Raw genomic sequence first — 1,200 nt, 5'->3', positions numbered from 1 at the left:
CCTCGTGTCCGGCGCACTGCGGTCACAAGTTGCCAAGCATCGAGACGCTGTTGCGGTTGCCGTCGCTGTTCCAGTTGCCAGCGATCCAGATGCTGTCGCCGTCGCGGTAGCAGCCAACGACTCAGTTATCGACAAGCCAGAAACCCCACTCACCACCCACGAATCAGTCCAGACAGGCCGCCACGACCCGCAACGCAGCTTCCCCACGTACGTCGTCGGCCAGCAGCGGCACGCGCTTCACGTCCCGGCCGCGGTACAGGTCGCTCGCCCGGCCGAGCGCGTCCTGCTGCACCGACCAGCGCCGCTGGCAGAACTCACACTCCTCGAGATTCGGCGTGACGATCCAGTCGTCGTCGACGTCGTCGAGATCCGCCACGTCGGCGGGGTCCTCCATCACGCGGTTGACGACGAGCGTGCTGACCGGGATGTCGAACTCGTCCAGTCGCTCGACGAGGCGTTCGGACTCGGTGACGCTCATCGTCTCGGGCACCATCACCACCCGGAAGTCCGTTCGATCGGGGTCCCGAAGCAGCGTTCGCAGGCGCTCGATGCGCTCCTTGAGTTCGTCGAGGTCCTGCCTGCCCGCCGCCTCCTCGTCGTCGTCGCCGCCGAAGACGCCCTTGATGCCGTCCATCATCCCGGAGAACTGCTGGCGGAGCTTCACCATCCGGCCGACCATCGTGTCGAGCATCTCGGGTAGCTGGAGCAGGCGCAGCGTGTGCCCCGTCGGCGCCGTGTCGACGACGACGCGGTCGAACCGCGGGTCGTCCATGTGCTCGATCAGCTTCTGCATCGCCGCGGCCTCGTCCGCGCCGGGCATCGTGCCGCCGAGCAGCGACTCCATCCCCGCGCCGTCGCCGAGCATCCCCGCGAGGTCGCCGACAGGGCCTTCCTCCTGTTGGGCGGCGAAGAAGCCCTCCTCCATCGCGGCGTCGGGGTCGATCTCGACGCCCCACAGCGGCACGTCCTCCCGGAGCCGACTCGGGTGGGCCGGGATGTCGGTGTCGAGCGTGTCCGACAGCGAGTGCGCGGGGTCGGTCGAGACCACGAGCGTCTTCGTCCCGGCCGCGGCGGAGGCCAGCGCCGTCGCCGCGGCGCAGGTGGTCTTCCCGACGCCACCCTTCCCGCCGTAGAGGACGTACTCCGGCGCGTCGACGGTCTCGGGGAGGGCGGTTTCCGCGTCGAGCGTCTCGGGGGCGT

General features: G+C 69.2%; 1 protein-coding gene. It reads right to left on the bottom strand.

Annotation, left to right across the window (positions count from 1 at the left end; translation table 11 throughout):
- Window positions 1–163: 163 nt before the first annotated feature.
- Window positions 164–1,200: ArsA family ATPase (locus ACFR9S_RS03860; protein ID WP_379818100.1), on the bottom strand; the 1,037-nt coding region annotated here is incomplete at its 5' end.

The organism is Halolamina salina (genome assembly GCF_042678005.1).
GTDB lineage: Archaea > Halobacteriota > Halobacteria > Halobacteriales > Haloferacaceae > Halolamina > Halolamina salina.
Note: the sequence above shows the minus strand (reverse complement) of the source record. Positions and strands in the feature narration are given on the sequence as shown.